Raw genomic sequence first — 24,882 nt, 5'->3', positions numbered from 1 at the left:
CGGGCGTTCAGGCGGAAACGGAACGCGGCACCGCCGGCAACCGGGGAGCAAGCAGGCCCGGCTTGTCCGGAATGCCCGTGCCGCGCGCGAGCAGCCGCCGCCGCTCCACCGGACCGGGCAGCCGCCACGCACCGGTGGCCGCCGCATCGAAGCCGAAGAACCGGCCGTAATATTCGGGGTCCCCGATCAGCATCAGCGCGTCGCAGCCCCCCGCTTCCGCCGCCTCGATGGCGCGGGTCATCAGCGCCCGGCCGATCCCGTCCTGCTGGCGGCCAGGGTCCACCGCCACGGGGCCGACCATCACCATGGCCACGTCCACGCCGTCATCCGCGGCCAGGCGGATCGGCCAGCACTGGATCGTGCCCACCAGCGCGTCTCCGTCCACGGCGGCAAAGCTCAGGGCGGGCAGCGCCTCGGTGCCCGCGCGGATGGCATAAGCGGTGCGCGTGTGCCGGCCCGGCCCGAACGCCCGGTCGAGCAGGCGCTCGACGGCGGCGGGGGCAACGGTGGAGATCGGCACATAGTCCACGGGCGGCGCTCCTCGCCCTTGCGCGCGAAGGGTCGAGCGGGGCGGCGCGCTTTAACCCGGGAGGGGGCGAACGCAAGCGAAAGCGCGTTGGGCGCCCTTCCGCTCCGCGCCCGTTCTGCTATGGCCCGCGCCGATGGAAGACCGTCTGACGCTTGAAGTGCGCGACCTGGAAGTCATGGTGCTGACCGGCATCTATTCCGAGGAAACGCACCTGCCGCAGCCGCTGCGCCTGTCGATCGCGGTGGACCTGGACCTGCCGGGCCGGTTCGCGCCGGACACGCCGCTTTCGGCATCGAAGAACTATCTCGATCTGAAGCATGCGGCGACCACGGCCTTGCCGGAGGGCGTGCACTTCACCCTGATCGAGGGCGTGGCCGATCACATCGCGGAAACCCTGTTCCTGCAGGACGCCCGCGTTGCGCGCGTCCAGGTGCGCATCGTCAAGCTGGCCATCGCAGAAGCCGGCGAATCGATCGGCATCACGCTGGTGCGGCATCGCCGCTGACGCTCAGCCCTCGGTCGTGCAGTCGCCCAGCTGCTGCAGGACGAAGCGATAGTCTTCCCGCGCCTGTGCGGCATCGCCGGGCTCCGCGGTGGCGAGACTCGCATCCGGCAACTCGCGGGGAAGCGCGCAGGCGAGGCGATACCAGGCCAGCGTGTCGCGCGCCGGCGGCGTGGCCGACTCGTCCACCACTTCACTGAACGCGGCGGCCCAGCGCGGCTGCTCGCCCGAGCGGCGGAGCACCGACAGCGAGATCGGACGGCCGTCCCGGGTCTTGAGGAAGATCTGGGTTTCGCCCTCTCCGGGCAGCGCGCCCGGAACATGAAAAGCGTTGCCGATCCCGGTGACTTCGGGCGGTGCGCCTGCCGCGACGGTCTCGGTGGCGATGCCGCGGGCAAGCGCGTCCAGCCCCGGCGTCCAGTCGCGCTGCGCGCCGGTGCCGACGAGCTGCACCTGGGCGGGGTTGGCCGTTGCCCGCGCGAACAGCAGCACGCGGCGCTTCTTCAGCCTGGGCGGGCGACCGCGTGCATCCAGCGGCAGGTCCACCACATAGGCGACCCGCGGCGGCACCCCGCTCGCGCCCCGCACCAGAGCGGTGACATCGGCTTCCACGTAGAAGCGGGCGGTGCCGGGCTGCACGCCCGCCGCGTCGGCGCCCTTCAGGACCTGTGCCGACCGGACCGTCGCGTCCACGATCAGCGGCGCGGCCAGCACCAGCCGGGCGACCACCGGATAGGGCGCGGGCGCCGGCGATTCGGCGGCGGGGGGCAACTGCTGGGCAGGGGCGGAAAGGGGAAGGGCGCAGGCAAGGAGCACCGCCGCGCCGCGGCAAATCAGGGCTGTGGCCATGCTCTGCTGGTTAACCGATCGTCCCCCGTCGATACAGACATAAAACTGCAAGGCGCCGATTGTACGTTTGTTGCGTCCGACAAAGCGTTTGCGTCACCGTTTTTACCGCGATACAGGTTCGGCCTGCCTTGAGGATATGAAGTCCCAAACGGGTGGATGGGTCGGCCTGACGTTACGGATTGGCTACCCCCGGAATGTGTCGGGATTGAGGGAGTGTCGTTTCTGAATGGCCTATGCTGACCAGAAGATGAGCAACGGCAAGATCGCGGCGATCATCATCGTCGCGCTCATCCATGCCGCGCTCGGTTATGCCTTCGTAACCGGCCTTGCTTATCAATATGTAAAGAAGGCAGCCGAAAAGCTGGATACGTTCGACGTCGAGGAGCCGCCGCCCCCGCCGCCGGACGAGCCGCCGCCCCCGCCGCCGCCGGATCAGCCGAATCTGCCGCCGCCGCCGACCACGGTCGTCGCGCCGCCGCCGATCGTGCCGCCCACGGCGCCGACGTTCAACATCCAGACGCAGCCGACGATTCCCCCGTCGCAGCCGACCAGCCCGCCTGCGCCGCCGGCTCCGCCCGCGCCGCCGGCACCGCCGGCTCCGCCGGTGGTGTCCAAGGCTGCTGGCCCGAAGGGTAATCCTGGCCAGTATTTCGGCCCGGATGCCTATCCGGCGGCTGCGCGTCGTGCGGAAGCGCAAGGTCGTGTGAGCGCGCGCTTGTCGATCGGCCCCGACGGCCGCGTGACGGACTGTTCGATCAGCTCGTCCAGCGGCAACGAGGATCTGGACGCGACGACGTGCCGCATCGCCAAGTCCCGCGTCCGGTTCAATCCGGCGCAGGATCAGGCAGGCAGGCCGATCGCCAGCACGTATCCGCTGAACGTTCGCTGGGAACTGCCGAAGGATTGACGACAACCCGGTGGGCAGGCGCGACTTCGGTCGCTCCGCCCGCCGGATAGCCAAGCTACCTATTCGAGAGGGACTAACCGCAATGATCATCACTCTTCTTGCTGCTGCGGGCGCCGCCCCCGGCGAAAGCCCGTACGGCATCGGCCCGGCGCTCCGCGAAGGCGGCATCATCTCGCAGACGGTGTTCGGCATCCTCTGCCTGATGTCGATCGTCTCCTTCTACATCCTGTTCACCAAGCTGTTCGAGCAGCAGAAGGTGATCAACCAGGCCAAGCGTATCCGCCAGGGCTTCTGGTCCTCGAACTCGCTGCGCGAGGCGTCGGCCAAGCTGGAGAAGAACTCGGCCTACAAGCAGATCGTCGACGACGGCCTGCAGGCGCAGGACCAGCACGCCCAGCTGACCGACCCGGTCGAGGCGCATGACTGGCTGCACGGATCGTTGGCCCGCTCGGAAGCGGCCATCAACTCGAAGCTGGGCGCGGGCCTGGCGTTCCTCGCCACCGTGGGCGCGACCTCGCCGTTCATCGGCCTGTTCGGCACCGTGATCGGCATCTACCGCGCGCTCATCAAGATCGGTTCGGCCGGTCAGGCATCGATCGACGCGGTCGCCGGTCCGGTCGGCGAGGCGCTCATCATGACCGCGCTCGGCTTGGCCGTGGCGGTTCCGGCGGTGCTTGCCTACAACTGGCTGCAGCGCCGCAACAAGGGCATCGCGGAGGACCTCTCGGCCTTCTCGAACGACGTGCTCGGCTACCTCGCTTCGGGCGGCGCCGTTCGTCCGTCGCTGCCGGGCAAGGTTGCGCCGAAGCCGGCCGTTGCCTCGCCGGCCAAGCCGGGTGGCAGCACCACCGCCGGTCAGACCGGTGGCGTGCAGACCAAGGCGTAAGGCACGACAAGATGGGGTGGAGCGCGGCACGGTGCCGCGTTCCTTCCCGACCGCCGGGCAAGATCCGGCGGCATGACGAGACGAGGATAGCCCTTCATGGCAATGAGTGTTGGCGGCGACTCCGCCGAAAAGCCGATGTCGGACATCAATACGACGCCTCTCGTGGACGTCATGCTGGTGCTGCTCATCATCTTCCTGATCGCGATCCCGGTCGTGGTGCAGCAGGTCAAGGGCATCAAGATCCCGGACGTGCGCTACGAGCCGACGACCACCAAGCCCGAGAACGTTTCCCTCTCCGTGCAGGGCGGTCCCGGCGGCGAGTGCCAAGTCTACTGGAATCTCACCCGGGTGAACCACACCGAGCTGCTCAACCGCGCGGTGGACAAGCTCAAGGCGGAGATTGCTCGCCTGGGCAACAACATCACGCCGGATCAGCTGCCCGAGGCACATATCCGCGGCGACGTGAACACGCCGTACAAGTGCATTGGCGCGACGATCTTCACGATGCAGAGCGCCGGCTTCGCCCGCGTCGGCTTCATTTCCGAGCCGCCGGCCGGCGAGGGCGTCACCCGGATGTGATCCGGTGTGGCGACCGAGTTGGGCGAATCAGGAGTAATTTGACATGGCAATGAGTGGCGGCACCGAAGACGGCGAGCCGATGAGCGACCTGAACACGACGCCGTTGATCGACGTCATGCTCGTGCTGCTTATCATGTTCATCATCACCATCCCGGTTCAGACGCATGCGGTGAAGGCCGACCTTCCCGTCAACAATCCGAACCCGCCGGCCAAGGTGGTGGATCCGATCAAGAACAAGCTGTTCATCTCTGCCGACGGCCAGGTGACCTGGAACGGCAGCCCGGTGGACGAGGTCACGCTCACCCAGTACCTGGAGCAGACCAAGCAGATCGATCCGGAGCCGGAACTCCATTTCCAGCCCGATCCCGCCGCGCGCTACGCTCGTGTGGACGAGATCCTGGCGGTGGTGAAGCGCTCGGGCATCGGCAAGCTCGGCTTCATCGGCAACGAGCAGTATCGCAACGACTTCTGATCGGTTCGGTCGGACGCGTAAAAGAGGGGCGGTGCCGTGAGGCGCCGCCCTTTTGCGTTCCTGATGGGTGTAGCGTTGCCCTTCAAAGCGCGAGCATCGGAGCACATCGAGCAAGCTCGCTCGCCGCCATGTGGCTGCGTCGGTGCTGCCGAGGCGCACCTTCGCTGCCCGACAGGCCGCCGGGTCTAGCGTGCGAGAAAGCCGCGCAGCCGCGGCCGCCCGATCTCCCGGTAAAATACGAGGAACTGCATTGCGCGGCGGCTTGCGGGCTTGAACCTGACGGCACCTGACGGCACCTCGCGCCACCTTGCGGCGCCTGAGCGGGAAGGCTCTGCAAGCGGCCGGCCGTGGCCCTCTGTGCGCGGTCAACGCAGCGATGACCCGCATCGAGGTTGGCGCCGGCAGGCATGATGTCCCGTTTCCATGCGTTGCCCCGGCGCGGCTGTAATCAACATGACGCGCGTGGTCGCCCCGATCTTGGTCGCGACACGTAGACATTGACCGGCTGCGCTCACGTGAGGGGTTTGGCGTCTCCGAATGTCACCGGATGTTCGAAGTGACCCCCGGTTCCTTCCCGTCCGCGCCGAAACGCCAAGTCGCCACAACCCCGCTGGTGAGTCGCTCGCACAGGTTCGCGCTCAACGGGTATGGTGAGAGACGTTACCCTCCTCCGTCGCTCTGTGCGGGTACTGCGATCGGTCGGCCCATTGGTCCCCCATGCTTTCGTTGGCCTACCAGGAGCGACCTGCACGAAAGCGCTTGCGCGACTGTCTTCGAAGTGAAACAACACTGTCATCGAAATGTAACGCGCGGCGAAGCGCGAGAGGAGGATGAGGTGACGAAACTGGCATTGGCCGGCATGCTGCTGGCCCTTTCGGCCCCGGTTGCAGCGCAGGTAGGCGGCGATCACAACGGAGCGGCGCAGATCGCGCAGGGTGATTACCCGGCGGCCGAGCGTGTGCTTGTGCGCTCGTTGAAGGTGGACGCGAACGATCCGGAGCTGCTGCTGAACCTGGCAACTGTTTACGCCCGCACCGATCGTGCGGATCGTGCCCGCGCGCTCTACCAGCAGGTTCTGGCGGCGCCGGATGAGCGTCTGGCGGTCGGAGGCGGCGACGTGCTGCGGGCACATGCATTGGCACAATCGGGCTTGCAGCGGCTGCAGCCGCTGAACCTCGCCTCGCGCTGACACCAGCATTCCGGGCGGGGACTCGCCGGCGTCACGAGGTTCGCGCCGATCCCGAACCCTCGACTGACGCCGGCGAAAGCTCCCGACCCGGCAGGCGCGGGCGTGCCTTCAGGTGGCACCTGTCGCTGGTACGGAAATGGCCCTCAGAAGGGGCGGGCGCTCCGCCCCGACCGGTTCGTCCCGGCTAGAGCCGGGGCAACGTCACGCCGCGCTGGTGCATATATTTGCCCGCGCGATCGGCGTAGCTCACCTCGCACGCTTCCTCGCCCTTGAGGAACAGAAACTGGCAGGCGCCTTCATTGGCGTAGATCTTCGCGGGCAGGGGCGTGGTGTTGGAGAATTCCAGCGTGACATGTCCCTCCCAGCCGGGCTCCAGCGGGGTGACGTTCACGATGATGCCGCACCGCGCATAGGTCGACTTGCCGAGGCAGATGACGAGAACGTCGCGCGGCACGCGGAAATATTCCACCGTGTGCGCAAGAACGAAGCTGTTGGGCGGGATGATGCAGATGTCGGTCTTGCGATCGACAAAGCTGTTCGCCGCAAAGTCCTTCGGATCGACCACGGCGCTGTCGACATTGGTGAAGATCTTGAACTCGTCGGCAACGCGCGCGTCATAGCCGTAGGAGGACAGCCCGTACGAGATGCAGCCGTCGCGCCGCTGCGCTTCGACGAACGGTTCGATCATCCCGGCCGTTTGCGCCTGCTCGCGGATCCAGCGGTCGGATTGGATGGACATGCTATGCTCCCCTTGACGCCCCCGGTACCCGGCGGCACGCGGATCGGCAACAATCTGGCCGAGGGTTTGGCGGTTGCCGCCGCGATCGAGTGGCTCAGCGGCCCCGCGGAGCGATGCCGAGATCGGCAGGCCCGAATGCGTGCGGCAGCAGCTCGGACACGGTGAAGCTCCGCATCGCGGTGCCCTCGGCGGATCCGCAATGCACCGCGACATCACGCCCGGCGATCTGCGCCGCTTCGTTGATGACCTGCCGACAGCGGCCGCAGGGCAGCACCGGCGTTTCGCCGGTCGCCCTGCCATCCGCGTCCATGCCGCCGCCGATCACGCCGATCGCGACCACGTCGGCGAGTCGGCCCTGCGCGGAGACGGTCGCCAGCGCCACCGTTTCCGCGCACAGCGACAGGCCATAGCTGGCATTCTCGAAATTGGCGCCGGTCACCACGCTGCCGTCGGCCAGCAGCACGGCGGCCCCAACGGCGAAGCGGGAATAGGGTGCGTGGGCGTGGCGAGAAGCCTCGCGGGCGCGCTGGATGAGGTGTGCGGGGGTATCGTCCATGGGGCCTATTGCTTGATGTGCAGCACGCAGATGAGGGTGAACAATCGGCGCGCAGTGTTGAAGTCGATCTCGATCTTGCCCGCGAACCGCTCCTGGAGCAGTTCGGCGGCCTGGTTGTGGATGCCGCGGCGCGCCATGTCGATCGTCTCGATCTGCTGCGGGCTGGCCTGGCGGATGGCCTGGTAATAGCTGTCGCAGATGGCGAAATAGTCGCGGATCGGGCGCCGGAAACGACCCATGGCGAGGATATAGGTTTCGAGGTGCGTGTCGTCCGCGCGCTTGATGTCGAGCGCCAGCCGCCCCTCCTCGACAGACAGCGCGATGCGATACGGCCCCTGGTACCCGTCCGGATAGGCGCGCTGGGGTGCGAAATGGTTGCCCTCGATCAGGTCGAAGATGGCGATCCGCCGCTCCTGTTCGATGTCCGCGGAGCGCCACAGGATGGTGCGCTCGTCCAGCTGGACGTCGATGATCCGCGGGTCGGCCATGCCCGGCTCTACCTTGCCCGCCCGCTCCCACGCAATCCACAGCTCGCGCCGTCGCAATCCGGTTGCGAAGCGGCGGGCGCCGCGTGCAAGGAGGCGTGATGGCTACCGCATTATTCCCGACGCCGGCTCCCGCCGAACCCAAGACGCTGCCGCAGAACGTGGAGGCGGAGGCCGCGATGCTGGGCGCGATGATGATCGACAATCGCCTGGCCGACGACATCGTCGATCGGCTGGAGCCGGACCATTTCTTCGAGCCGGTGCACGGGCGCATCTTCGCCGCGATCAAGACGCTGCGTTCCAACGACATGCTGGCCTCGCCTGTCACGCTGCGGCCGATGTTCGAGGCAGACGAGGGCATGCGCCAGCTTGGCGGCCCGGCGTATCTGGCGCAGCTGACCGGCTCCGGCGCCGGGCTGATCGGTGCGCGGCAGTTCGCCACGCAGATCTACGACCTCGCCATGCTGCGGGCGCTGGTGACGGTCGGCCGCACCCTGGTCGACCGGGCGATGGACACCTCGGAGGAGGTGAACCCCCGCGCGCAGATCGAGCAGGCCGAGGAGGAGCTGTTCAAGGTCGCCGCGGACGGCGGCTCGGAGAACGCCACCAAGACCTTCGCCCAGGCCACCACCATGGCGGTGAAGATGGCCGAGCGCGCCTTGAACTCCGGCGGCAACCTGTCGGGCGTGACCACCGGGCTCGATTCGGTGAACGCCAAGATCGGCGGCATGCACCATTCCGACCTCATGATCCTTGCCGGCCGCCCCGGCATGGGCAAGACGTCGCTGGCGACCAACATCGCCTTCAACGCCGCGCGGCGCTGGATGCGGGACATGGCGGACGGCATCAAGCCCGCAGACTCGGTCGGCGCCAAGGTCGCCTTTTTCAGCCTGGAAATGAGCGCCGACCAGCTGGCGACGCGCATCCTGGCCGAGCAGTCGCGGATCAGTTCCGAGTCCCTGCGTATGGGCAAGATCAGCAAGGCGGAGTTCAACCAGCTGGCGGCGGCGGCAGCGGAGCTGGAGAACCTGCCGCTGTTCATCGACGATACCGGCGGCCTCTCGATCAGCGCACTGCACACGCGCGTGCGCCGGCTGATGCGGCGGCATGGCAACGAGATCGGGCTGGTGGTGGTGGACTATCTCCAGCTGCTGACCGGGTCGGGCAAGTCGTCCGAGGGGAACCGCGTGCAGGAAATCTCCGAGATCTCGCGCGGGCTCAAGACGCTGGCCAAGGATCTCAACGTCCCGGTGCTGGCGCTTTCCCAGCTCAGCCGTGCGGTGGAAAGCCGCGAGGACAAGCGGCCGATGCTGTCGGACCTTCGCGAATCGGGCTCGATCGAGCAGGACGCGGACATGGTCTGGTTCGTGTTCCGCGAGGACTATTACACGGCGCAGCGGGAGCCCAAGCGGCCGATGGAAGGCGATGACGCCCGCGTGTTCGAGGACCATGCGAAATGGGCCACCGACATGGAGCGGGTCTACGGTCTGGCCGAGCTGATCGTCGCCAAGCAGCGCCACGGCGCCACCGGCAAGGTCGTGCTGAAATTCGATCCGACGATCACCCGGTTCAGCGATTACGCGGGCTATTGATCCGCAGCGTCAGGTGCTCGGGCGGCCGCTGCCGTCGGACAGTCGCCAGGCCCGCGTCCGGCGGTTGGCCCAGGGAAGGACGAGCCAGGTCAGCGTCGCGGTGAGCAAGGGCGAGCTGATCGCCAGGCGCGCGAACATCGGCAACCGGACCGGGAGCAGCTGAAGCAGCCCGTTCAGGACCAGCAGGATCGGGAACACCGCCAGCCAGGTGACGAGGAACCGGCGCCACTTGGCCCCGCTCGCCTCGGCCGGGAGCGCAAAGCGTGCGGCGCTCGCCTGCGCGGTGTCCTCGCGCATGGCGGCATGGGCCCGGCCGCCACGCATCAGCGCGAGCGTCGCCGGATGTGCCTGCCAGCGCCGCAATGCCTCCGCATCGTCGAAGATGGTCAGCAGGTGAACCAGCCCGCCCGCCTGCTCGAGGCGGAGCGTCTGGCGAAAGCCGGGGCAGGTGGCCGCCTGCTTTTCGAGCCGATCCGCCCACTCGCGAAAGGCATCTTCGCTGCTCGCCTTGACGATGCAGCTGGCGAGATGGGTCGCCGGCTCGCTCACCGCGGGTGGAAGCGGATGCGCGCTTCGCCTTCGGCCCTGACCGGCAGGAACAGGCCCTGTCCCGTTACCTGAACCCGGCCGTTGGTGACCGACGTGATGTCGGCCGACAACAGGAAGTCGCCTTCCCGCCGTTGCCCGATGGCGCGGCGGGCGGCCGCGACGACCTTCTGGTAATCGGGCGCGAAATCATGACGCAGCGCGCCCGCGATGTTGGCGCGCACCGCATCGTTGGCGAACAATGCGCTGAGCAGGTTGACGACCGTGCTGTCCGTCTGCGTCGCGAAGCGGATGTCGCGGGCTTCCACCAACTGGCTGCCGGGCGCGTTGAAGGGGACGGCGGAGAGCCATACCTCGCCCTTGGTCGTGGCCCAGCTGCTGCCCTTCGCGCGCACCCGTGCCTTCACGCCGACGGCGAGGCGTCCGCCCGCCGTTGCATAAACCGTGACCTTGCCGAATTCCGCTTCCACCGGTCCGATGCCCGAAAGGGTAATGCCGCGGGCGGCAAGCTTGCCCAGCGTCCGCTCGACCACCGGCTCCAGCTGCCGATAATCGGCGAGCACCGGAATGAAGAAGCGCAGTCCTGGCCTGGCGGCGCCGCGCGAGGGCGGGGGCAAGGGGGCGGGGCGGGGATCGGACGGGCGATCGCCCACAAAGGTTTCGGTCAGCGCCTCGGCGGCGATCGTCATTTCCACCGTGCGACCGGTCACGCGATAGCCGCCGAATCCGATCCGCTGCGGCGTGATGCGCATCCAGGCTGGCGGGCGATCGCCGTTCAACTGGATGGAGGTGAAGGCCTGACGCCATACCCCGGCCAGCCGTCCGCGCAGGTTCAGTCCGGCAAGCTTGGCGGGGAGTGCGCGTTCGAGATCGGCCAGCACGCCCTTCAGCTTGCGATCGGCGGGACCGACAAACTCGATCCGCCGGCCAAGAAAGTCGATGCCCGGCGGCTGCGTCCAGTCATAGGCGAGATCGACGTTTGCCGTCGGTGACCAGTTCGGCGCGATGCCCAGCCGCGCCACGGCGCGTACCGTCGCGGCGCCGGTTGCCGTCTTGCTGGCGACACCGCCGACATCCCGTGCCGCGATGGTGGCGGAAACGGGAAGGGTGATGGCCAGCTGCGATCCGCGACCCGACAAGCGGATGCGTCCGCGCCTGACCTGGCCGGTGATGCGGCAGCCAAGCGTCGGCAGCACCTTCACCTTGGCGATGCCGAGGTCCACCCGCTGCGCCGGCACGCATTTCTCCTCGTACCGATCGATCCTCCACAGCGTTCGTGGCACGCTCTGCTCCAGTGCCGCTTCCACATCGGCGAGCGGGGCGGAGACGGGCACCACGATCGACGAAACCTGCCTCGGCAGGACGGCAGGCCCATCGACCCGGGGCGGCGCCGGGTTGCCGCCCTGCTTGCTGCAGGCGGCAAGCGTCAGGAGGATAGCGGATGCGAAGAGGCGCAAGGGCGAGCCTTCACCGGGAATGGAGCAGGATGAACCCCGAAGCGGCCGGAACGATCCGCGTTCGTTTCGGATGCGTTCGGGTACGGTTCAGGCGCAATGCCCGATGCCTGCGGTCAGAAGGGAGACGTTCCGATGCGCTGTCTCGTGCTTGCCTGCCTCTTCGTCGCCACCACCGCGCCGGCGCAGTTCCGTGCCCCGCCGCGCACCACCCCGAACCTTCCGCGCTCGCCCATCGCGTTCGATCCCGCTCCGGCAAGGCCGCCGATCGGGCGTGACCTGGGCGACGTGCGCGACCGCATCGAGGACGGGCGCGACAACGGGCAACTCAGCCGCCGCGACGCACGGCGGTTGCGGCGCGGGACCGACCGCATCGCCGCGAGCGCCGATCGCTACGGCAGCGACGGCTTGTCCACCGCAGAGGCGCGGGAGCTGGAAGCGCGCGCCAGCCTGCTGCGGGATCAAGTCGGGCTGGCGCGCGGCAAGAGGTAGCCGCCCGCCGCAGAGCGTCACACGACCGGTTCTTCGCCCGCCGGATGGGCGACATGGATGCCGCATTCGGTCTTGTCCCAGCCCCGCCAGCGGCCGGCGCGAGGATCCTCGCCCGGCCTGACCTTGGACGTGCAGGGCGCACAGCCGATCGAGGCATAACCTTCCGCCTCCAGCGGGTGGCGCGGCAGGTCATGCTCCGCGAAATAGGCGTCGAGCGCGGTCTTGTCCCAATCGGCCAGGGGATTGATCTTCAACCGGCCCTCATCCGCCTCGAACCGGGGCAGCGCGCGACGGGTGCCGGACTGAAAGCCCTTGCGGCCGGAAATCCATGCGTCGAACGGCGCGAGCGCACGGCGCAGCGGCTCCACCTTGCGCAGGTCGCAGCAGCCATCGGGATCATAGGACCAGCGCAGCCCCGTTGCGTCCTTCGCCCGGAGGAGGCGCGGATTGGGACGGAAGACGCGCAGGTCGGTAAACCCCAGCCGTTCGGCGAGTTCATCGCGATAGGCCAGGGTTTCGCCGAACATCTTCTGCGTGTTGGTGAAGACCACCGGCACGTCGCGGTCGATCTGGGCGACCATGTGGAGCAGCACCGCCGACTCGGCCCCAAAGGAGGAGACGGCAGCGACATGCCCGGCCAGCTCGCCGACCAGCAGCTCGGCGAGCATTGCCGGCGCCGGCACGCCCGCGAACCGGGCCTCGTAGTCGGCCGCGTCCGCAGCGGTGAACAGCCGGAGATCGATGGTGTCGAGAATGCGGGCGGGCTCACCCATGGCGCAGTTTCCAGATCGGCACCGCAGCATCCGCGGCGCGCTGATAATGATGGTCGTAGCGGCTCAACGAGGCGCGCAGCACGTCGGGATCGATCGGCGCCTGCGGGGCGAAGCTGTCAAAGCCGCACCGACGCATATGGGGAAGCTGGTCGACCAGTACATCCCCGGCTGCCCGCAACTCGCCCGCAAAGCCCGCCTCGCGCAGGATGCGGGCCGAGGAATAGCCGCGGCCGTCGCGGAACGTGGGAAAGCTTATCTCGACCAATGCCAGCTGTCCAAGCCGGGGCAGCAGCGCGCGCGCATCGTCGCCCGCCTCCAGGCGCACGGCGGTGGCGTTGGTCTGGCCGTCCAGAAAGGCGTCCAGCGTCACCGCGGGCTCGTCATGCACCTCGTCGGTCCGCAAGCGCAGCAGCGTCTCGCCGCCGGTATCGGTGGCGTCGGGATCAGCCATAGATCGCTTCCTTGAACGGCTCCATGCCGACGCGGCGATAGGTGTCGAGGAAGCGTTCGCCGCTTTCGCGCACCTCCAGATACTTGTCGGTGACCCGCTCGATCGCATCCACCACGCCGTCCTCCGAAAAGCCCGGACCGGTGATCTTGCCGAGGCTGACATCTTCCGCGCCGGACCCGCCGAGCAGGAGCTGGAAGTTCTCCGTGCCTTTCCGGTCGACGCCCAGGATGCCGATATGGCCTGCATGGTGATGCCCACAGGCATTGATGCAGCCGGAAATCTTCAGCTTCAGCTCGCCCAGTTCGCGCTGTCGGCCGAGATCGGCGAAGCGGGTCGCGATCTTCTGCGCGACGGGGATCGAACGCGCATTGGCCAGCGCGCAGTAATCAAGGCCGGGGCAAGCGATGATGTCGCTGATGAGGTCGAGGTTCGCCTCGGCCAATCCCGTCTCGGTAAGCGCCTGCCAAATGGCGGGCAGGTCGGCCTGCGCAACGTGCGGCAGGACGATGTTCTGGGCGTGCGTCACCCGCAGCTCGTCGGCGCTGTAGCGTTCGGCCAGATCGGCCATGACGTCGATCTGGTCGGCGGAGGCATCGCCCGGGATGCCGCCGATCAGCTTCAGCGAGATCGTGACGATCGCATGGCCGGGCTGCTTGTGCGGGCGCACGTTCTGGTCAAGCCAGACGGCGAAATCGGGATCGCTGCGGTCCAGTTCGACAGGCTCGGCCGTCAGCGGCGGCGGCGCGAACATGGCGGTGATCCGCTCCAGCTCGGCGGCAGGCGGATCGAGGCCGAGCGCCTTCACCGCCACGAACTCCTCCTCCACCTGACGGCGATATTCGTCCGCGCCGATCTCGTGCAGCAGGATCTTGATCCGCGCCTTGTAGATATTGTCGCGCCGCCCGTAGCGATTGTAGACGCGCAGGCACGCCTCCAGATAGCTCAGCAGGTCGTCGGCGCCGATGAAGTCGCGGATCTCGTGGGAGATCATCGGCGTGCGGCCCATGCCGCCGCCGACGAAGATCTTCGCGCCGAGCCGGCCGTCGCGCTCCGTGAGCTCGATGCCGATATCGTGCAGGCGCATCGCCGCGCGGTCCTCGGGCGCGGCGATCACCGCGATCTTGAACTTGCGCGGCAGATACGTGAACTCGGGGTGGAACGTGCTCCACTGACGCAGCAGCTCGGCCCAGGGGCGCGGGTCCGTCACCTCGTCGGCGGCGGCACCCGCGAACTGGTCCGACGAGATGTTGCGAATGCAGTTGCCGCTCGTCTGGATGGCGTGCATCTCGACGGTAGCGAGTTCGGCGAGGATGTCCGGCGTGTCGGCGAGCTTGATCCAGTTGAACTGGATGTTCTGCCGCGTGGTGAAATGGCCGTACCCGCGGTCATACTTGCGCGCGACATGTGCGAGCATCCGCATCTGGCGGCTGTCCAGCGTGCCATAGGGCACCGCCACGCGCAGCATATAGGCATGGAGCTGAAGGTAGAGCCCGTTCATCAGCCGCAGCGGCTTGAACTGATCCTCGGTCATCTGCCCGGCGAGCCGGCGCTGCACCTGATCGCGGAACTCCTCCACGCGGGCATCGACCATCGACTGGTCGTATTCGTCGTATTTGTACATTCAGATCACCCAGCTGCCGGCGTTCGGATCGGCCGGCTTCAGAGTCAAATCGGGCCGCACGGTGGGGCCGAGCGCGCGGATGCGATCCTTGATGTGCGCGGGGCGGGGGCCGTCCGGGGTCATCGTCGCGTCGATGATGACGGGACCATTCACCCGGCGCGCGCCTTCCTCTGCCAGGGCGATCGGCTCGCCCTGATCGCCGACATCGCCCGCCTCCTCGACATGGCGCGACCAGCCGGAGCCGGTCCACCAGATCACGTCGCCGGTGACGAGATCGTTTCCGGTGAGCAGCTTCATGCCAGCGCCTCCGCCGCCCGCGCCCAGGCGGCGAGCTTGTTCTCCGCGTCGGACAGCTCGACCACCTCGCCGACCACGATGATCGCCGGGCTTCCCACGCGCTCGCGCTCCACCATCGGGCCGAGATCGGCGAGCAACGTGCGGATCGCGCGGTGGCCGGCCAGCGTGCCTTTCTCCAGCACCGCAACCGGCATGTCCGGCGCGACACCGTCCGCCATCAGCTTGTCGGCGATCTGTGCGGCGGTGGCGACGCCCATGTAGATGACCAGCGTGCGGCCCTGGCCAGCGAGCCCTGACCAGTCCTGTTCGGACAGGCCCTTGCACTGGCCGGCCACGAAGCTGACCGCGCTGGAATGATCGCGATGGGTGAGCGGCAGCATCGCCTCGGCCGCGCAGCCCAGGGCGGCGGAGACGCCGGGAATCACCTCCACCTTCAGGCCGGCGGCGCGTACGGCTTCCACTTCCTCGCCACCGCGGCCGAAGATGAACGGGTCGCCGCCCTTGAGGCGCACCACGACGCTGCCGGTCTTCACATGCGCGACGATGAGTGCGTTGATCGCGTCCTGCGGCAGCGTGTGGCGCGCGCGGCGCTTGGCCACCGAGATGCGCTGCGCCGCGGCGGGGGCGAGATCGAGCACGCGCGGGTCGATCAGGCCGTCATGAACGACGATGTCGGCGGAGCGAAGCGCCTCCACCGCGCGCACGGTGAGGAGGCCCGGATCGCCGGGGCCCGCACCGACCAGGATGACGCGGCCGCGCTGGGCGGGATCGAGAAGGCTGGGCATGATCCGCAGATGCGCCAGCAAGCGTCTCGCGGCAACCGAAGGATGCTTGGCGAACCACAAGAAAGGCTTGGCCAGCACCGGTTCACCGGCTTGTGCGTTAGGAGCGGGCATGACCACGACGCGCTACCAGGCTCCTTCCCGTGCCCGCTTGCCTGCCGCGGCGGCGGCGCTTGCCCTCCCGGCGGCGCTGCTGTGGGTGTTGAGCGGGCAAAGCGGGCGGGTGGGGGCTGCGGCAAGCGAGACGCTCAAGACCTTTGTGGTCGCGCCCGAGCCGCCGCCGCCCGCCCCCGAACCGCAGCCCCGTCGTGCAACGCCGCGAAAGGAAGGGGCGTCTGCGCCGCCGAACCTGCGCGCGAAGCCGAAGGAGATCGTCGCGCCGAAGCCCGAGGTGGTGCCGCCGCCGCCGCCGGTGCTCGCGCCCACGATCGCCTCCACCGGCGCGGAGGCTCGGGCCGGCGCGGCGCCTGTCGCGGGGCCGGGCACCGGCGCGGGCGGCGAAGGCGAGGGGCTTGGCAGCGGTGGACAGGGCAACGGCACGGGCGGCGGCGGCGGCGGCACCCCATGGGAGCAGGTGGCGGGCATACGCGATGGTGACTGGCCTGCCGAGGCGAAGGGCAGCGATGCCACGGGCACCGTGGGCGTGCGCTTCGTGATCGGCGTGAACGGCCGGCTGACGAGCTGCGCCGTCACCCGGTCGAGCGGCGATGCGGCATTGGATCGGGGGACCTGCCCGCTTCTCGTCAAGCGGCTGCGCTTCCGCCCCGAGCGGGATGCGGCCGGTCGCCCGGTGCCGGCCACGGTGAACGGCACGCAGGAATGGTTCGAGCGCTAGCTACTGGTCGCGCAGGCCGATGCCGATCTGCGCCCGCGCCTGTTCCGCCTCGGCGGACACGACCGGATAGGCGCAGTAATCGGCGGCGTAGTAGGCGCTCGGGCGATGATTGCCCGACCAGCCGATGCCGCCGAACGGCATGCCGGAGGAGGCGCCGTTGGTTGGCTTGTTCCAGTTGACGATGCCCGCGCGCGCATTGGCCCAGAACCGGTCGTAGAGCGCCGGATCCTGGCTCAGGAGGGAAGCCGACAGGCCGTAGCGCGTGTTGTTGGCCTCGGCGATCGCCCCGTCGAAGCTTTCGGTGCGGATCACCTGGAGGATGGGGCCGAACAGTTCGACATCGGGCCGCTCGCGCATCTCGGTGGTGTCGATCAGCGCGGGCACCAGGAAGGGGCGATCCGCCACCGGCCGTTCGAGGTGCCGGATCGGGCGCCCGCCGCGCATCATCAGCTCCAGGAAACTCTCGGTGAGCCGGTCCGCGGTGTCGTTGTCGATCACCGGGCCGAGAAACGGCTGCGGCTTGGCGAAGGGCTCGTCGACGATCAGGCGGCCGATCATGCCGTTGAGCACCCCGATCAGCGGATCGTACAGCTTCTGGTCCACGATCAGCCGGCGCGCCGCGGTGCAGCGCTGGCCTGCCGTCGTGAACGCCGACTGGATGATGAGCGTGGCGGCGGTGTGCAGGTCCGGCGCATCCCATACGACGATCGGATTGTTGCCGCCCATCTCGAGCGCCAGGATCTTTTCCGGCCGCTCGGCGAACTGGCGGTTGAGCGCGATGCCGGTGGGCGCGGAGCCGGTGAACAGAAGGCCGTCGATGCCGGCATGCGCCGCCAGTGCCTTGCCCTCGGCCGGCCCGCCGATCACCAGGCGAACGCAACCCTCCGGAATGCCGCTTTCGTGAAAGCAGCGCACCAGCATCTCGCCGGACGCGGGCGTCTTCTCCGACGGCTTGAACACCACGGCGTTGCCGGCGAGCAGGGCAGGCACGATGTGGCCGTTGGGCAGGTGCGCCGGAAAGTTATACGGGCCGAGCACCGCCAGCACGCCGTGCGGCTTGTGCCGCAGCGCCATGCGCGCGCCCATGCCCTCCTCCTGCCGCCGCTGCGCCGTTCGCTCGGCATAGGCCTTTACCGATATGTCGACCTTGGCGATGACCGTGTCGACCTCGGTCTTGGCCTCCCACAGCGGCTTGCCCGTCTCGCGGGCGATCAGCTCGGCGAAATCCTGATGGTGTGCGCGGACGGCATTGGCGAATCGGCGCAGCGCCTCGATGCGATAGGCGAGCGGCTTGGCGGCCCATTCGGCCCAGCTTGCGCGGGCGAGCCCCACTTCCGCATCCACGTCGCTGGTCGCGCCGCGCCACAGCTCGGCACCGGTCGCGGGTTCAAAGGAGACAAGCTCGGCCATCAAGGTCGGTTAGCGGCCCGTTCGCTCAATCTCAAGCGAGCGCCTCGCCCATGGCGCGAATGGCGGCGACCTTGGCGTGCAGCGGACGCCAATCGTCGTTGCGGTCGATCGCGGCCCAGATCGCCTCCACCTCGTCGATGAGCATGGAGCAGGGCTCGCCGGACCAATAAGGGTGCGACCGGTCCTTCCGTGGTGCGTGACGCGCAAGGAGCTGGCGGACCTCGGCCCAGGGCTTGTCGTACGAGGCTGGAAGCGTGCCTCCGAAGGCGTCGAAGAAGAAGCGGTCGATACCCAGCCCGGTGCCGCGCAGCGCGCGTTCGCAGGTCTGCACCAGCGCGACATCGGCAGCGGGATCAAGCGTTTGCACGCCCAGCCGCCACAGAAAGGCATCGGCGATAGCCTGTCCGTAGCGCGGACCGAACTGTTCCAGCAGCTCGATCAGCGGCTCGGCCGGCGTGATCTGGCGGAGCGACAGCGCGAGCTGCGCGACATCCCAGTGGATCGCCTCCGGCTGTCGCCCGAAGGCATACAGGCCGGCATGGTCGAAATAGGCGGCGGTGAACGCGGGATCCCACACCGGGGCGAAGCGCCAGGGGCCGTAATCGAAGCTTTCCCCGGTGACGTTGATATTGTCCGAATTCAGGACACCATGAACGAAGCCGGCCGCCATGTAGCGGGCCGCCAGCGTCGCGGTGCGGCCCACGACAAGGTCGAGCAGCCGCACCGCCGGGTCGTCGCCCGGCGCCTCGTCAAACAGTTCGCGGAGGCAATACTCGGTGAGGCGGGCGAGGCGGGCCTCGTCACGATGATAGGCCAGCCGCTGGAACGTGCCGATGCGGACATGGCTGTGGCTCAGGCGAACGAGCACCGCGGCCCGGGTGGGAGAGGGCTCGTCGCCCCGCTCCAGCGCCTCGCCCGTCTCGATCAGCGAGAAGGTGCGCGAGGTGGGCACGTTCAGCGCCTGCAGCATCTCGGTGGCGAGGATCTCGCGCACCCCGCCCTTCAGCGTGAGGCGTCCGTCGCCAAACCGGCTGTGCGGCGTCTGGCCGGAACCTTTCGTCCCCAGATCGAGCAGGCGACCCCGATCGTCCCGCAGCTGCGCGAACAGGAAGCCGCGCCCGTCCCCGATCTCCGGATTGTAGTTGCGGAACTGATGGCCGTGATAGCGCAGGGCGAGCGGCTCCGGCAGATTGCCTGCCAGCGGTTGAAACCGCCCGAAATGCCGGAGCCATTCGTCGTCGCTCAGCGCATCGAGGCCCACCTCCGCGGCGGCGCGATCGTTGCGGAAGCGCAGGATCGTTTCCGGAAAGTCGGCCGCCCGAACCGGATCGTAGAAGCCGTCCCCCAGTTGCAGGATGGCGGTTTCGGCGCGGTACGCTTGCGGGTCGAAGGTCATGCGTGAATATGGGGACGCTCGAACTCGGGACGCAACCATGCCGCTTTATGAAAACCGCAGCTGGATTTCGCCCGACGGGCTGAAGCTGCATTATCGCGACTATGCCGGGCGGGCCGACCGTCCGCCCATCCTGTGCCTGCCGGGGCTGACCCGCAATGCTCGGGACTTCGCGGAACTCGCCAAACGGCTGGGGGGCGAGTGGCGCGTGATCGCCGTCTCGCTGCGCGGGCGGGGGGAGAGCGCCTATGCCCGCGATCCGATGACCTATGTGCCGGCGACCTATGTCGCCGATGTCGAAGCCCTGCTCGCCGAACTGGCGGTGCCGCGCTGGATCGCGTTCGGCACCTCGCTGGGCGCGATCGTGACCATGTTGCTGGCGGAGCGCGGGCGCGTTCCGCTGGCCGCCGCGCTGCTGAACGATGCCGGGCCCGATCTCGAGCCGAGCGGGTTGGGCCGCATCCGCGCGCAGGTCGGCCGGGCGAGCAGCTGGCCGACCTGGATGCACGCCGCGCGCTGCGTCGCGGAGGCGCATGCCGACATCTATCCGGCGTTCCAGATCGACGACTGGCTGGGCATGGCCAAGCGATTGTACCGCGTGACGAGTTCGGGCCGGATCGTGCTGGATTACGACATGAAGATCGCCGAGCCGTTTCGCGTGCCGGGCAACGAGGCGGCGCCGGACATGTGGCACGCGCTGGCCGGTTTGCGTCGCGTGCCGACGCTGATCGTCCGCGGCGAACGCTCCGACATCCTGGGCGCCGCCACGGCCGAGCGGATGGCCGCCGGCCTGGACCGGGCCGAGCTGGTCACGGTGCCCGCCACCGGCCACGCGCCGCTGCTGTCCGAGCCCGAGGTGGCGGCGGCGATCGATCGCCTGCTGGCGCGCGTGGCGGCGGAACCAGCCGCCGCCTAGCGCGTCTCTGGGGCATCTTCCCCGGAGTTGCTGCCATGACCGACACGCTGATCGACCGCCCCGCGCAGGACGCCGCGGACGCCCATACCGAACAGCCGAGCCTGCAGGGCAAGCGGGTGTTCGTCACCGGCGGCACCACCGGCATCGGGCGGGCCATCGCCGTGCTGTTGGCTTCGGAGGGCGCCAAGGTCTTCATCTGCGGCCGCGACCGGCAGCATCTCGACGACGCGCTGGCGCGCATTCGCGAGGTGGGCGAGGGCGAGGGCGTCGCGCTGGACCTGGCGGAAACCGACAATGTCGGCCGCTTCGTGGAACAGGCCGCACAATATCTCGGCGGGCTCGACATCGCGATCATCAATGCCGCCATCGCCGCGGAAGGCCTTGCCGATACCAGCGAAGCGGACCTGCGCTACGTCATTGCGGCCGATTTCACCGCCTATCTGGTCGCCGCGAAGCTCGCGTCCGAGCGGATGATCGAACAGGGGGCGGGCGATATCATCTTCACCGGTTCCATGTCCGCGCATGCGCTGGGCGGCGGGTCGACCGTATATGCCGGGATCAAGTACGGCATTCAGGGCTTCACCGAGGCGTTGCGTCGCGAACTCGGCGACAAGGGCATCCGCGTCGGCGTGGTGGAGCCGGGCAAGACGGGCGCCGACATGCAGGAGCCCGACATCTCGCCGGAGGAGCAGCGCGAGATGATCCGCAAGGGCGAGATGCTGCGCGCGGAGGACATCGCCGTTGGCGTCCGCTACATGCTCACCCAGCCGCGCCGTGCGGTGGTGCAGCAATTGACGATCACGCCGATCGCACAGGGCGGCGAATGAGCTTTCCGGTCGATCGGCTGGTCTTCGGCCCCCGCGACGTCGATCTGACGCGCTCGCCCCTGGCCGGGCGGATCAATGCGGAAACCTATGTGCTGGGGGCGTTCAACCCCGGCATGACGCGGCTGCCCAACGGCAACCTGCTGCTGATGGTGCGGGTGGCGGAGGCGCTGCGCGAGCCGAGCTTCGGCGGGAACATCCATGCGATCCGCTGGGAAGGCGGCAATTACGTGCTGGACGCCTGGCCGCTCGCGCAGGTGGATACGAAGGATCCGCGCAAGTTCCTGATCCCGGGCGGCGGCTGGAAGGTGATGGCCCTGACCTCGCTGAGCTGGCTGCTGCCGGTGGAGCTTACGCCGGACGGGCTGGAGGTGGTGGAGGTCCATTATGATCGCGCGGTCGTGCCGCGGGCGCCCTACCAATGCTACGGCGTGGAGGATGCGCGGATCAGCCGGGTGGGTGACCGCTATTACATGACCACCTGCTCCGTCAGCCCGGAGCGGCATTCCACCACGCTCTACACCTCCGACGACGCGCTCGACTGGACGCTGGAAGGCATCGTCCTCGATCACCAGAACAAGGACATGCTGATCTTCGAAGGGCTGGTGGACGGCAAGTTCTGGGCGCAGACGCGGCCGCTCGGCGACCTGTACTTCGCTTACCCGCCGGGCAGCGCCTGGCGGGCAGGGCCGTCGATCAATCTCGCCACCTCGCCAGACGCACTGCACTGGAAGCCGTTCGACAGGCCCGGCATCCGGCCGCACTCCGCGACGGTGGCCACCGCGCGGATGGGTGGGGGCACGCCGCCGATCCTCACCGACCGCGGCTGGCTGACGCTCTGGCACGGGGTGGAGCCGTCGGGCGTCGTCGGCATCTATCGCACCTATTGGTCAATCCTGCACAAGGACGATCCGTCGCTGGTGGTGGCCACCAGCCACCCGCCGCTGCTGGAGGCGAAACCCGAGCTGACGGCGCCGCTGGACGACCTGATGTACGTGCATGATGTGGTGTTCAGCACCGGCATCGCCGATGGCGGGGACCATTATGTCGTCGCCAGCGGCGAAGCGGACCTTGCCTGCCGGATCACCCACATTCCCAAGGCGACTTTCGCGGCCTGATCGGCCGGGGTGACGGGGCGTCGGCGCTCGGCTAATCGTGGCGCGTCATGCCCCAGCCCGTCTCCATCCTGCACCTCCATTCCTCCTTCAGCCTGGGCGGCAAGGAGGCGCGCGCGGTGCGGCTGATGAACCTGATGGGCAAGGCGGCGCGGCATACCATCGTGTCCGGCGTGGCGGATCAGCTTGGCGCGGAGAAAGCGATCGCCAAGGGCGTCGACTACGAGATCGCGGTCAACCCCCCGCCGCTGACCGGCAAGCCCTCGGTCGCCCGCTACGAGGCGCTGGCGAAGTACATGCGTCGCTTCGACCTGGTGCTCACCTACAATTGGGGGGCGATCGACGGGGTCATGTCGCGGCGCGTCTTCGGCAAGGGCGCGCCGCCGCTCGTCCATCACGAGGACGGATTCAACGCCGACGAGGCCGGCGGGCTCAAGCGCGAGCGCAACCTGTATCGCCGCATCGCGCTACCGGCCGCCAACGCCCTGGTGGTGCCGAGCCAGGTGCTGGAGGAGATCGCGCTCGGCACGTGGAAGCAGCCGCGCGCCCGGGTCCACCGCATCGTGAACGGCATCCCGACGATGCAATATGCGGAAGCGGCGGACGCCCGCGCGATCCCCGGCTTTAAACGCAAGCCGGGCGACGTGGTGGTGGGCACCATCGCCGGGATGCGCGAGGTAAAGGACCTGCCCTCGCTGGTGAACGCCGTGGCCGGCCTGCCGGACCGGGTGAAGCTGGTGATCGTGGGGGAGGGGCCGGATCGCGACCGCATCGAGGATGCGGTCGAGCGCATGGGGCTAGAGGACCGCGTGTTCCTGCCCGGCTTCCTGCCCGAGCCGCACCGCTATGTCGGGCTGTTCGACATTCTGGCGCTGTCCTCCAGATCCGAGCAGTTCCCGATCGCCATTGTCGAGGGCATGGCAGCCGGCCTGCCGATCGTGGCGCCGCGGGTGGGCGACATCGCGCGCATGGTCTCCGAAGTGAACGAGCCGTACCTGCCGCCGCACCAGGGCGTGGTGTGGCTGCGCGATGCGTTGCAGCCCTTCGTCGCGGACGAGGGACTGCGGCGCACGGTGGGCGCGATGAACCAGGTGAAGGCGCGCATGCAGTTCGACGAAGGGCAGATGGTGGCGCGCTACCGGGCGCTGTACGAAGGCGTGATGGCGCGGCCGGGCGCCCTGGCCTGATCGACCCTGCGGCTCGCTATGCGGCCGAAATCATCTTTTTGTCGCGCGGCCGGAACTTAATCGGTATCGCCGCCGCTTCTATTTCGGAGGTCCGCGTTGTTCAAAGGTCTCAAGCCCATCGTCTATAACGGCCGCGAGGTGTGGCCGCTGGTGGAAGGCGGCAAGGGCGTTGCGGCAACGAACCATGCCTCGGCCGGCGCCTGGGCGGCGGCCGGCGGCATCGGCACCGTGTCGGCCGTGAACGCCGACAGCTACGATCCCGAAGGCCGTATCATCCCTCAGGTCTACCGTGCGCTCACCCGGCGCGAGCGGCACGAGGAACTGATCGACTATGCGATCGAAGGCGCGGTGCAGCAGGTGCGCCGCGCCTGGGAGATCGCCGGCGGCAAGGGCGCGATCAACATCAACGTCCTATGGGAAATGGGCGGTGCGCAGCGGGTGCTGCACGGCGTGCTGGAGCGGACGCGCGGGCTGGTGGCCGGCGTGACCTGCGGCGCGGGCATGCCATACAAGCTCAGCGAGATCGCCGCGTCCTACAACGTCCAGTATCTGCCGATCGTGAGCTCCGGACGTGCCTTCCGCGCCTTGTGGAAGCGCGCCTATTCCAAGGTGTCCGAGTTGCTCGGCGCGGTGGTGTACGAGGATCCGTGGCTGGCGGGCGGGCATAACGGCCTGTCCAATGCCGAAGACCCGCTGAAGCCGGAGGACCCCTATCCGCGCGTCAAGGCGCTGCGCGAGACGATGCGCGAAGGCGGGATCTCGGACGACGTGCCGATCGTGATGGCCGGTGGCGTGTGGTTCCTGCGCGATTGGGACCACTGGATCGACAATCCGGAACTCGGCTCCATCGCGTTTCAATATGGCACGCGCCCGCTGCTGACGCAGGAAAGCCCGATCCCGGAGGACTGGAAGCAGCGGCTGATGACCTTGGAGGAGGGCGACGTGCTCCTCCACAAATTCTCGCCCACCGGCTTCTACTCGTCGGCGGTGCGCAACCCTTTCCTGCGCTCGCTGGAGGCGCGGTCGGAGCGGCAGATCGCCTTTTCGACGCAGGAAGCGGGCGACCACACGTTCCAGCTCGACGTGGGCGTGAAGGGGAAGAACTTCTGGGTCACCCGCAACGACCTGCTGCGCGCGCGGGAATGGTTCGGGGCGGGCTTCACCGATGCGCTGAAGACGCCGGACAACACGCTGGTGTTCGTGACGCCGGAGGAGAAGCAGGTGATCCGCAAGGATCAGGCCGATTGCATGGGCTGCCTCAGCCAGTGCAGCTTTTCGAGCTGGGCCGATACCGAGACCAACTCCACCGGTCGCCTGGCCGACCCGCGCAGCTTCTGCATCCAGAAGACGCTACAGGACATCGCGCATGGCGGCGACGTGGAGCAGAACCTGATGTTCGCCGGGCACAACGCCTATAACTTCAAGCGCGACCCGTTCTATTCGAACGGTTTCGTGCCGACGGTGAAGCAGCTGGTCGATCGCATCCTGACCGGGGATTGAG

The 24,882-nt window shown here is 68.2% G+C and carries 28 protein-coding genes; 14 read left to right on the top strand and 14 right to left on the bottom strand.

Annotation, left to right across the window (positions count from 1 at the left end; all coding sequences use genetic code 11):
* Positions 1 to 7: 7 nt before the first annotated feature.
* Positions 8 to 529 carry a GNAT family N-acetyltransferase gene (locus DVW87_RS02335; RefSeq protein ID WP_114686151.1) on the bottom strand — a complete coding sequence of 174 codons (522 nt, stop codon included), beginning with the start codon at positions 527 to 529 and terminating at the stop codon, positions 8 to 10.
* A gap of 133 nt (positions 530 to 662) precedes the next feature.
* Here DVW87_RS02335 and DVW87_RS02330 point away from each other — a divergent pair, with 133 nt between their 5' ends.
* Positions 663 to 1,034 carry a dihydroneopterin aldolase gene (locus DVW87_RS02330; protein WP_114686150.1) on the top strand — a complete coding sequence of 124 codons (372 nt, stop codon included), beginning with the start codon at positions 663 to 665 and terminating at the stop codon, positions 1,032 to 1,034.
* Between the two features lie 3 nt (positions 1,035 to 1,037).
* On the opposite strand, the gene DVW87_RS02325 is transcribed toward DVW87_RS02330, so the two are convergent.
* Entirely contained in the window at positions 1,038 to 1,880 is an 843-nt protein-coding gene (locus DVW87_RS02325) for a hypothetical protein (protein WP_181814683.1), read from the bottom strand.
* 226 nt (positions 1,881 to 2,106) lie between these two features.
* On the opposite strand from DVW87_RS02325, the gene DVW87_RS02320 reads away from it, so the two are divergent.
* From DVW87_RS02320 to DVW87_RS17950, 5 genes are all read left to right on the top strand, one after another.
* Positions 2,107 to 2,787 carry an energy transducer TonB gene (locus DVW87_RS02320; RefSeq protein WP_114686149.1) on the top strand — a complete coding sequence of 227 codons (681 nt, stop codon included), beginning with the start codon at positions 2,107 to 2,109 and terminating at the stop codon, positions 2,785 to 2,787.
* 82 nt (positions 2,788 to 2,869) lie between these two features.
* Entirely contained in the window at positions 2,870 to 3,673 is an 804-nt protein-coding gene (locus tag DVW87_RS02315) for a MotA/TolQ/ExbB proton channel family protein (protein WP_114686148.1), read from the top strand.
* Positions 3,674 to 3,769: 96 nt separating this feature from the next.
* The gene (locus DVW87_RS02310; RefSeq protein WP_114686147.1) at positions 3,770 to 4,252 is read left to right on the top strand and encodes an ExbD/TolR family protein; all 483 of its coding nucleotides are present in this window, start codon (positions 3,770 to 3,772) and stop codon (positions 4,250 to 4,252) included.
* Between the two features lie 43 nt (positions 4,253 to 4,295).
* Positions 4,296 to 4,724, top strand: coding sequence for an ExbD/TolR family protein (locus DVW87_RS02305; protein WP_114686146.1), 429 nt, complete (start codon positions 4,296 to 4,298; stop codon positions 4,722 to 4,724).
* An 835-nt stretch (positions 4,725 to 5,559) separates the two neighbouring features.
* The gene (locus tag DVW87_RS17950) at positions 5,560 to 5,913 is read left to right on the top strand and encodes a tetratricopeptide repeat protein (protein ID WP_181814682.1); all 354 of its coding nucleotides are present in this window, start codon (positions 5,560 to 5,562) and stop codon (positions 5,911 to 5,913) included.
* A 184-nt stretch (positions 5,914 to 6,097) separates the two neighbouring features.
* Here DVW87_RS17950 and dcd read toward each other — a convergent pair whose 3' ends face one another.
* The 3 genes from dcd to DVW87_RS02285 form a co-directional block, all read right to left on the bottom strand.
* Positions 6,098 to 6,652: a dCTP deaminase gene (gene dcd, locus DVW87_RS02295; RefSeq protein ID WP_114686144.1), complete on the bottom strand. Its 555-nt coding sequence runs from the start codon at positions 6,650 to 6,652 to the stop codon at positions 6,098 to 6,100.
* Positions 6,653 to 6,746: 94 nt separating this feature from the next.
* On the bottom strand, positions 6,747 to 7,208 hold the full coding sequence (locus DVW87_RS02290; protein ID WP_114686143.1) for a cytidine deaminase: 462 nt from the start codon (positions 7,206 to 7,208) through the stop codon (positions 6,747 to 6,749).
* Positions 7,209 to 7,213: 5 nt separating this feature from the next.
* On the bottom strand, positions 7,214 to 7,696 hold the full coding sequence (locus DVW87_RS02285) for a UPF0262 family protein (protein WP_114686142.1): 483 nt from the start codon (positions 7,694 to 7,696) through the stop codon (positions 7,214 to 7,216).
* Positions 7,697 to 7,794: 98 nt separating this feature from the next.
* Between DVW87_RS02285 and DVW87_RS02280 the strand changes: the two genes are divergently transcribed.
* Positions 7,795 to 9,285 (top strand): replicative DNA helicase, encoded by a 1,491-nt coding sequence (locus DVW87_RS02280; RefSeq protein WP_114686141.1) that lies wholly within the window; start codon positions 7,795 to 7,797, stop codon positions 9,283 to 9,285.
* Between the two features lie 9 nt (positions 9,286 to 9,294).
* On the opposite strand, the gene DVW87_RS02275 is transcribed toward DVW87_RS02280, so the two are convergent.
* Together DVW87_RS02275 and DVW87_RS02270 are read right to left on the bottom strand one after the other, a co-directional pair.
* A complete protein-coding gene (locus DVW87_RS02275) occupies positions 9,295 to 9,834 on the bottom strand; it encodes a putative antibiotic biosynthesis monooxygenase (protein WP_114686140.1) in 540 nt (179 codons plus the stop codon).
* On the bottom strand, positions 9,831 to 11,288 hold the full coding sequence (locus tag DVW87_RS02270; RefSeq protein WP_114686139.1) for a DUF4403 family protein: 1,458 nt from the start codon (positions 11,286 to 11,288) through the stop codon (positions 9,831 to 9,833). Before DVW87_RS02270 ends, DVW87_RS02275 begins: the two co-directional genes overlap by 4 nt.
* Before the next feature lie 132 nt (positions 11,289 to 11,420).
* Here DVW87_RS02270 and DVW87_RS02265 point away from each other — a divergent pair, with 132 nt between their 5' ends.
* The gene (locus tag DVW87_RS02265; RefSeq protein ID WP_147276183.1) at positions 11,421 to 11,777 is read left to right on the top strand and encodes a hypothetical protein; all 357 of its coding nucleotides are present in this window, start codon (positions 11,421 to 11,423) and stop codon (positions 11,775 to 11,777) included.
* A gap of 17 nt (positions 11,778 to 11,794) precedes the next feature.
* On the opposite strand, the gene DVW87_RS02260 is transcribed toward DVW87_RS02265, so the two are convergent.
* Genes DVW87_RS02260 through cobA form a run of 5 tightly spaced genes read right to left on the bottom strand, consistent with a single transcriptional unit; the run spans position 11,795 to position 15,704 of the window.
* Positions 11,795 to 12,550: a phosphoadenylyl-sulfate reductase gene (locus DVW87_RS02260; RefSeq protein ID WP_114686137.1), complete on the bottom strand. Its 756-nt coding sequence runs from the start codon at positions 12,548 to 12,550 to the stop codon at positions 11,795 to 11,797.
* Complete coding sequence (locus DVW87_RS02255; RefSeq protein ID WP_114686136.1) at positions 12,543 to 13,001, bottom strand: DUF934 domain-containing protein; 459 nt, start codon at positions 12,999 to 13,001, stop codon at positions 12,543 to 12,545. The genes DVW87_RS02260 and DVW87_RS02255 overlap by 8 nt, the downstream gene beginning before the upstream one ends.
* Complete coding sequence (locus DVW87_RS02250; protein ID WP_114686135.1) at positions 12,994 to 14,622, bottom strand: nitrite/sulfite reductase; 1,629 nt, start codon at positions 14,620 to 14,622, stop codon at positions 12,994 to 12,996. Before DVW87_RS02250 ends, DVW87_RS02255 begins: the two co-directional genes overlap by 8 nt.
* Positions 14,623 to 14,919, bottom strand: a complete 297-nt coding sequence (locus DVW87_RS02245; RefSeq protein ID WP_114686134.1) for a DUF2849 domain-containing protein — start codon at positions 14,917 to 14,919, stop codon at positions 14,623 to 14,625. It abuts the gene before it with no gap.
* A complete protein-coding gene (cobA, locus tag DVW87_RS02240) occupies positions 14,916 to 15,704 on the bottom strand; it encodes a uroporphyrinogen-III C-methyltransferase (RefSeq protein WP_114687011.1) in 789 nt (262 codons plus the stop codon). Before cobA ends, DVW87_RS02245 begins: the two co-directional genes overlap by 4 nt.
* Before the next feature lie 109 nt (positions 15,705 to 15,813).
* Here cobA and DVW87_RS02235 point away from each other — a divergent pair, with 109 nt between their 5' ends.
* A complete protein-coding gene (locus DVW87_RS02235) occupies positions 15,814 to 16,536 on the top strand; it encodes a TonB family protein (RefSeq protein WP_114686133.1) in 723 nt (240 codons plus the stop codon).
* Here the strand turns inward: DVW87_RS02235 and astD are convergent, their stop codons facing one another.
* Together astD and DVW87_RS02225 are read right to left on the bottom strand one after the other, a co-directional pair.
* On the bottom strand, positions 16,537 to 17,949 hold the full coding sequence (astD, locus tag DVW87_RS02230) for a succinylglutamate-semialdehyde dehydrogenase (RefSeq protein ID WP_114686132.1): 1,413 nt from the start codon (positions 17,947 to 17,949) through the stop codon (positions 16,537 to 16,539). It lies immediately after the preceding gene.
* 28 nt (positions 17,950 to 17,977) lie between these two features.
* Positions 17,978 to 19,342: a protein adenylyltransferase SelO family protein gene (locus DVW87_RS02225; protein WP_114686131.1), complete on the bottom strand. Its 1,365-nt coding sequence runs from the start codon at positions 19,340 to 19,342 to the stop codon at positions 17,978 to 17,980.
* Between the two features lie 37 nt (positions 19,343 to 19,379).
* Here DVW87_RS02225 and DVW87_RS02220 point away from each other — a divergent pair, with 37 nt between their 5' ends.
* The 5 genes from DVW87_RS02220 (at position 19,380) to DVW87_RS02200 (ending at position 24,881) form a co-directional block, all read left to right on the top strand.
* Positions 19,380 to 20,255 (top strand): alpha/beta fold hydrolase, encoded by an 876-nt coding sequence (locus DVW87_RS02220; protein WP_114686130.1) that lies wholly within the window; start codon positions 19,380 to 19,382, stop codon positions 20,253 to 20,255.
* A gap of 35 nt (positions 20,256 to 20,290) precedes the next feature.
* The gene (locus DVW87_RS02215) at positions 20,291 to 21,082 is read left to right on the top strand and encodes an SDR family oxidoreductase (RefSeq protein WP_114686129.1); all 792 of its coding nucleotides are present in this window, start codon (positions 20,291 to 20,293) and stop codon (positions 21,080 to 21,082) included.
* On the top strand, positions 21,079 to 22,197 hold the full coding sequence (locus tag DVW87_RS02210; RefSeq protein WP_114686128.1) for a glycoside hydrolase family 130 protein: 1,119 nt from the start codon (positions 21,079 to 21,081) through the stop codon (positions 22,195 to 22,197). Before DVW87_RS02215 ends, DVW87_RS02210 begins: the two co-directional genes overlap by 4 nt.
* Before the next feature lie 47 nt (positions 22,198 to 22,244).
* A complete protein-coding gene (locus tag DVW87_RS02205; protein WP_114686127.1) occupies positions 22,245 to 23,381 on the top strand; it encodes a glycosyltransferase in 1,137 nt (378 codons plus the stop codon).
* A gap of 96 nt (positions 23,382 to 23,477) precedes the next feature.
* Entirely contained in the window at positions 23,478 to 24,881 is a 1,404-nt protein-coding gene (locus tag DVW87_RS02200) for an NAD(P)H-dependent flavin oxidoreductase (protein ID WP_114686126.1), read from the top strand.
* Position 24,882: the final 1 nt, after the last annotated feature.

This window comes from Sphingomonas aracearum (assembly GCF_003345355.1).
In the GTDB taxonomy this organism is placed as follows: Bacteria; Pseudomonadota; Alphaproteobacteria; order Sphingomonadales; family Sphingomonadaceae; genus Sphingomonas; species Sphingomonas aracearum.
Note: the sequence above shows the minus strand (reverse complement) of the source record. Positions and strands in the feature narration are given on the sequence as shown.